Source organism: Psychrobacter sp. DD43, from assembly GCF_904846555.1.
GTDB classification, from domain to species: Bacteria; Pseudomonadota; Gammaproteobacteria; order Pseudomonadales; family Moraxellaceae; genus Psychrobacter; species Psychrobacter cryohalolentis.
Genome location: NZ_CAJHBE010000034.1, coordinates 1 through 5,962, shown reverse-complemented (window position 1 = coordinate 5,962; position 5,962 = coordinate 1). Strand labels below are relative to the sequence as shown.

Genomic DNA, 5,962 nt, shown 5'->3' with positions numbered 1-5,962 from the left:
AGTGATCCAAAACGTCAATTACATCAGCTAAAACAATGGGTTAAACAGGAACTGAACTAGTTATCTAGGACAGCCCCAAAATTAATTCCAGTAGCACTATAACGGCAAACCATCCTAAAGCGTCGACAAAGCCGTTTATCAAAAAATGCCGTAAAATCACGTCCTTATAGGGCGTGGATGTAAGGCATTTTTAGCTAGGCACTTCTTGCTGATGTTCAATGTACTGCCTAACGATATCAATTGAAGCACCACCACAACTTGATGCAAAATAACTAGGCGACCACAGAGCGCCACCCCAAAGCTGCTGATTGATGGATGCGAAATTCTTTTTACGAATCATTCTGCTGGACACACCTTTCAAGCTATTTACTAGCGCTGAAACACTGATTTTTGGCGGGTAATTTACCAAAAGGTAAACATGATCCTGCTCACCATTAAATTCCACTAGCTCCGCATCAAAATCCTGACAGACTTGATTTAATATCAACCTCAGCTCGTCCAATATCTCTTTGGTAAAAACTTTTCCTCTGTATTTAGTGACAAAGACCAAATGAACATGGATATTGTAAACAACCTGTCTGCCAAGCCTTAATGTGTTTGACATAACATTAGACCAAATGTAGAATAAGATAAATAATTATAATCTATCCTATGAAAACTCTCAAGTTACGCATCAAAGACAAACATGCAAACCAGCTAAATAAATTGGCTGGCGCAGTTAACTTTGTATGGAATTACGTCAATGATTTGAGTTTCAAATACTTGCAACGAACAGGCAAATTCTTTTCAGCTTATGATATTGCAACTTATGTAAAAGGCAGTGGTGAGTTTTTGAATTTGCACAGTCAAACCTTGCAAGCCATCACCGAAAACCACGCTAAATCTCGAAAGCAATTCAAGAAAGCTAAGCTAAATTGGCGTACCAACCACCCCAAAGCTAAGCGCAAGTCACTTGGTTGGATTCCTTTTAAAAATACCGCGATAAAATATTTAGGCGTCAAAAAGGCAGGAAAGAAAAGCCTCAAATCCACCATTCAATTTAGCCTTGCTAAAGGCAAAAAGCTGACCATCGACGTTTGGGATAGCTACAATTTAGCACTCTACACCATTAATACCTGTGAGCTTGTACAGGACAGTCGTGGTCTTTGGTATGCGTGCGTCACCGTTAAAGAATACCCAAAAACTACGTGTGGTGATAGTCAGGTCGGTATTGACTTGGGTTGCAAGGATTCAGCGACAACCAGTGATAGCGTCAAGCTACAAACTAAATTAACCTATAAATACGCACCAAAACTAGGGATTGCTCAAAGGGCTAACAATAAAAAGCGAGCTCGCGCAATTCATGCCAAGATTAAAAACACCCGCCAAGACCTGATCCATAAGTTTACATCGAAACTTGTCAAAGATAATAATGCGATCATAGTAGGTAAGCTTCACTCAAAATCATTCACCTCAAGCAAACTCGCCAAATCCGTCTATGACGCTGGTTGGTTTGAAGTTAAGCGGCAACTGACCTACAAATGCGAGAACGCAGGTTGCCATTATGATGAGGTAAATGAAAGTTACACCACCCAAACCTGCTCGTGTTGCGGCTCACGCCAAAACAGTCCGAAAGGTAGAGCAGGTCTTGGAATCAGAGAATGGCTTTGCGAGTGCGGTGTCACTCATCAACGCGATATTAATGCGGCAAAAAACATTCTCGCGCTCGGGCTTGAGCGTCTAGCGGTAGGAATCCCTTCACTTTAGGGAGGGGAGGAAGTCAATGATGACCGCCTTTATTTCATAAGCTGAGACCAACTGCGGTGTATATTAAAGATTCACAAAGCTACCATTTTTCAGCGCAAGCACCCAAGCGCAATATCAGCTTGCCGATGGCGATTGTCATTGCAGTTAGCGTGCATGCGGTGATAATTTTTGGCGTCAGTTTTTCGATGGGGCAAGACCCTGCCGGATTGATGCAAGACGTTGCCAAAGCGCTAACGGATAATATGAAGCCAAATGAAGACGCGCAATTTATTGCCAATGCTTCACAAGAAGGTGGCGGTACTGTACAAGAGCAATTGCGCCAAGAAACGGATCAAAGCAGTCCTTTGTCTGCTGAGCAAATGAGTGAGACGCAAGATGTGATTCGCTTACAGCGCCAAGTACGTCAGCAGCGTTATCAAGAAAGCTACCTGCGCACCACGCTAAGTTGGCGTCATGCCAGCGTTGAGTCTGATAATGACAGTAAGCAAGCGCAAGATGATATGAGGGTGCAAGAAGAGCGCCTACGTAAGCAGATTGCTACGCTAGAAGCTCAGCTATCCCAGCGTCAGCAAACGTATGCCACCAAATCAAAAGTGGTGACCATGGACAGTAATTCAACGACCCATGGTCCAGCAGCAGATTATATCAATACCTTTCGTGAGCATGTTGAGCGCGTTGGGAATTTGCAATATCCTGCTCAAGCAATAGCACAAAGTATCACGGGTGAAGTACGTTTAATGGTGATTATTGCTAACGACGGTAATATCAAAGCCATCCGTTTGCTTGAGAGCTCAAATTCAACTATCTTAGATGAAGCGGCTAAACAATCAGTCAGGCAAGCCGCGCCATTTGGTAAATTTACCGCAGACATGAAAGACATTGTTGAGTTGCGTCTGATACGTACCTATCGTTATAGTGATACGGTAGAGGTGACGTATTAGCACCAGCCCTGCATCTTAAAGTATTAAACAGATGAAACCCTGATATAGAATAAAGAGTTTATATGGAATTTTTAGGTTTTACCCTTGATATTGCTACTTTAACCAATAACGCTTTGAGCATTGCTGCCAAAGTAGCGCTAGCGTTACTGATATTTATGATAGGGCGCTGGCTTGCTAAAAAGGCGGTAACATTTGCTCATAAGATAATGATGCGCAGTCGTTTAGACGAGACCGTTGCCAATTTTTTAGGTCGGATTATCTATGGTCTGTTGCTGGTAATCGTAGTATTAGCAGCGCTGAGTAAAGTGGGTGTACAGACCACTTCAGTCGTGGCTATCTTAGGCGGTGCAGCGGTTGCGATTGGTTTATCACTGAAAGATCAGCTGTCTAATTTTGCAGCGGGCATTATGATTGTCACCTTTCGCCCATTTGTACGCGGCGACTATGTGCAAATAAGCAGCTATACGGGCACTGTGACAGAAATTACCTTGGTCAATACGCATCTAACAACGATTAACAATCATGATGTCATCATTCCTAATAGCGATATCACCACTTCAGCCGTTACCAATTATACTTCATTGCCCAATCGCCGCGTCGATATCACCGTTGGTATCGGTTATGATGCTGATATCAAAACTGCCAAAGATGTCATGCTAAATTTGGCAATCAGTAATCCGAAGGCGTTTACGGATCCGGCGCCAGTTATCCGTGTCACCAACTTGGGTGATAATTCCGTTGATTTAACCTTGAATGTTTGGACGACCAATGGCGACTGGTGGTCAATGCAGTGTGATTTACTTGAGCAATTTAAATATGCGTTAGACGATAACAAAATTGACATTCCATTCCCGCAACGCAATCTCCATGTTAAAGGGCTTGACCAGATGATTAATCAAATGGATCAAGCACAAAAATTACTAACGAAAAAAGATTAGTCATAAGGGTTTGGGATATTGAGCCCTGCCAAAATTTCAATCTCAAAGCGCTCCATCTCATCTTGCTCGGCTTGCCCGAGCTCATGATCGAAACCGAGCAAATGCAGTATGCCGTGAATTAATAGGTGGCTAATATGCTGCACAGCCTCTTTATTTTGCTCTGTGGCTTCACGTATCATCACCGCATGGCAAATGATCAGCTCTCCAAGCGGTAGCGTTGGCATCAGTCCAACAATTGCTGCTGGCAGGTCGCTTGGATAAGAGAGGATATTGGTTGCATAATCCTTTTGACGGGCTTCTAAATTCAGCTCGCGACCTTCGTCCTCATCTGTAATATAAATATCGAGCGCCTTAATCTTCTCTTGCCACTGCTCAGCATCGATATCGTCAAAGTATGGCAGTATCAGACCACCTTTTACCTGCTCATCAATATAGTTAAGTGTCGCCGCCATTACAGACAGCATCTGCTCCTGACTGTAAAAACTATCAAGTGTCTGGTCATCGATAAGCTCACTGGCACTAATATCAAGCGCGTCTAAGCTATTGTTCTCATTAGAATTATCATTAATGTTGTTGCTATCATCACTATTGCTGTCTTGGCTCATACCCTAATCCTTTTTTATATCAATTAAAAAATATCTAACAGTAAAAAACCGGATATAAAATCCGGTTTCTTTCTAATATAGGCTTATCAAGATAGATTAGAATTTGGCTGCTGCATCAGCAACTATCTGTTTGCGCTCTTGCTCTTTGATACGTTCAAACTTGCGCTTTTCCTGCAAGGCAAACTGCTCGTCATCATAGACATCATAAGCTTCAACGATTTTCTGTACCAATTGATGGCGTACAACGTCTTTTGAATCAAACTTAGTGATATGAATCTCTTCAATACCACTTAAGATTTCCATCGCTTGTGCCAAGCCTGACTTGCTGCCACGTGGCAAATCTACCTGTGTGATGTCACCGGTAATGACCGCGCGCGAACCAAAACCTAAACGCGTCAAAAACATCTTCATCTGCTCAGGCGTGGTATTTTGTGCTTCATCTAAGATCACAAACGAGTTATTAAGGGTACGACCACGCATATAAGCAAGCGGGGCAATTTCAATGATTTGCTTTTCAATCATCTTACCGACTTTCTCAAACCCAATCATTTCATATAGGGCATCGTATAAAGGACGCAAGTATGGATCGATTTTTTGCGTCAAATCACCTGGTAAAAAGCCCAGTTTTTCGCCAGCTTCTACCGCAGGACGTACGAGCAAAATCCGTTCAATCTCATTGCGCTCAATCATATCAACTGCACAAGCAACCGCGAGATAGGTTTTACCAGTACCGGCAGGTCCAATACCAAAGGACACATCAGAGGATAAAATATCTCTGACATAGCGTTGTTGATTGCCACCACGTGGAATGATTTTGCCATTACGTGTACGCAAGCTGATAGGCGTAAATTCGCTTGGGGCGTCTAAGTCTTCCTTATTATCCTCTAGCTGTGCTGCATCTTCTTCAATATCTTCATCGCGCGCGAGGCTTGATTGAATGATGAGATGCAATTCTTCGGCGCTGATGTCTTTGGTGTTTTGTGCTTCATCGACCATTTTATAAATAATACGTTCGCCGCGCTCAACACCCAATATGTCGCCGCTTAGACAAAAGTCGCCTTGGCGTTGGCTGATTTTGATATCGAGGCGTTGTTGAATGTATTTCATGTGATTGTTGTATTCACCAAGCACGGTTTTGAGCTGTGCTGGGGTCAAGGATTCAAATTTTATACGGCGGCTCATGGAGTCAGTCAAGCGATTATCCTTGTGTTGGTTGCCCGCTGCTATGATTATTGCTTCTATGCTGCATAGTCAGACGAACTTCAGAGATAAAATAGTTAGTAGTGCTTTATGTTGTTTGGTTTATAGCTTTTAGCGTACGGCTTTTAGATAATAGAAAATGACGGCAAAGTAGCTGTTAGTTTAATGAATAGTAAGTTTAATGAATAATAAATAAATTTCCTGCCTTCATTATGGTAGATAGAATTTAAATTTCAAGCTATATAGATGTATGCATGGCTTTGTTTTTGTATGGCGATTGCAACGATAGATAAAAGCATTCAGCAGTCACACTGAAAGAATTTTTTATAGCTGCTACGGATACCGTCAAGACCACAGAATAATAGGCAATTTGTGGTAATCTATTGTTTAGGCGATAACGCTATAGTCAGTTTTAAATGAAAGAAATACAAACATTATAACGTGCTACTGGAATTAATTTAGGGGCTGTCCTAGATAACTAGTTCAGTTCCTGTTTAACCCATTGTTTTAGCTGATGTAATTGACGTTTTGG

Annotated in this window: 6 protein-coding genes; 3 read left to right on the top strand and 3 right to left on the bottom strand. The window is 42.1% G+C overall.

What is annotated here, in order from left to right; genetic code table 11:
• Positions 1-190 precede the first annotated feature (190 nt).
• On the bottom strand, positions 191-604 hold the full coding sequence (tnpA, locus tag JMX89_RS12595; protein WP_201532548.1) for an IS200/IS605 family transposase: 414 nt from the start codon (positions 602-604) through the stop codon (positions 191-193).
• 47 nt (positions 605-651) lie between these two features.
• Here tnpA and JMX89_RS12590 point away from each other — a divergent pair, with 47 nt between their 5' ends.
• From JMX89_RS12590 to JMX89_RS12580, 3 genes are all read left to right on the top strand, one after another.
• Positions 652-1,746: an RNA-guided endonuclease InsQ/TnpB family protein gene (locus tag JMX89_RS12590; protein ID WP_201532549.1), complete on the top strand. Its 1,095-nt coding sequence runs from the start codon at positions 652-654 to the stop codon at positions 1,744-1,746.
• 56 nt (positions 1,747-1,802) lie between these two features.
• Complete coding sequence (locus JMX89_RS12585) at positions 1,803-2,687, top strand: energy transducer TonB (protein WP_201532550.1); 885 nt, start codon at positions 1,803-1,805, stop codon at positions 2,685-2,687.
• 62 nt (positions 2,688-2,749) lie between these two features.
• Positions 2,750-3,625, top strand: coding sequence for a mechanosensitive ion channel family protein (locus JMX89_RS12580; protein WP_201532551.1), 876 nt, complete (start codon positions 2,750-2,752; stop codon positions 3,623-3,625).
• Here JMX89_RS12580 and ybeY read toward each other — a convergent pair.
• Positions 3,622-4,230: an rRNA maturation RNase YbeY gene (ybeY, locus tag JMX89_RS12575; RefSeq protein ID WP_201532552.1), complete on the bottom strand. Its 609-nt coding sequence runs from the start codon at positions 4,228-4,230 to the stop codon at positions 3,622-3,624. The genes JMX89_RS12580 and ybeY overlap by 4 nt on opposite strands.
• A 96-nt stretch (positions 4,231-4,326) precedes the next feature.
• Positions 4,327-5,412: a PhoH family protein gene (locus JMX89_RS12570; protein ID WP_201532553.1), complete on the bottom strand. Its 1,086-nt coding sequence runs from the start codon at positions 5,410-5,412 to the stop codon at positions 4,327-4,329.
• Positions 5,413-5,962: the final 550 nt, after the last annotated feature.

Excerpts from the sequence above, each read along its gene's own strand:
- tnpA (WP_201532548.1), bottom strand. The coding sequence starts at position 604 with ATGTCAAACACATTAAGGCTTGGCAGACAGGTTGTTTACAATATCCAT.
- JMX89_RS12590 (WP_201532549.1), top strand. The coding sequence starts at position 652 with ATGAAAACTCTCAAGTTACGCATCAAAGACAAACATGCAAACCAGCTA.
- JMX89_RS12580 (WP_201532551.1), top strand. The coding sequence starts at position 2,750 with ATGGAATTTTTAGGTTTTACCCTTGATATTGCTACTTTAACCAATAAC.
- ybeY (WP_201532552.1), bottom strand. The coding sequence starts at position 4,230 with ATGAGCCAAGACAGCAATAGTGATGATAGCAACAACATTAATGATAAT.
- JMX89_RS12570 (WP_201532553.1), bottom strand. The coding sequence starts at position 5,412 with ATGAGCCGCCGTATAAAATTTGAATCCTTGACCCCAGCACAGCTCAAA.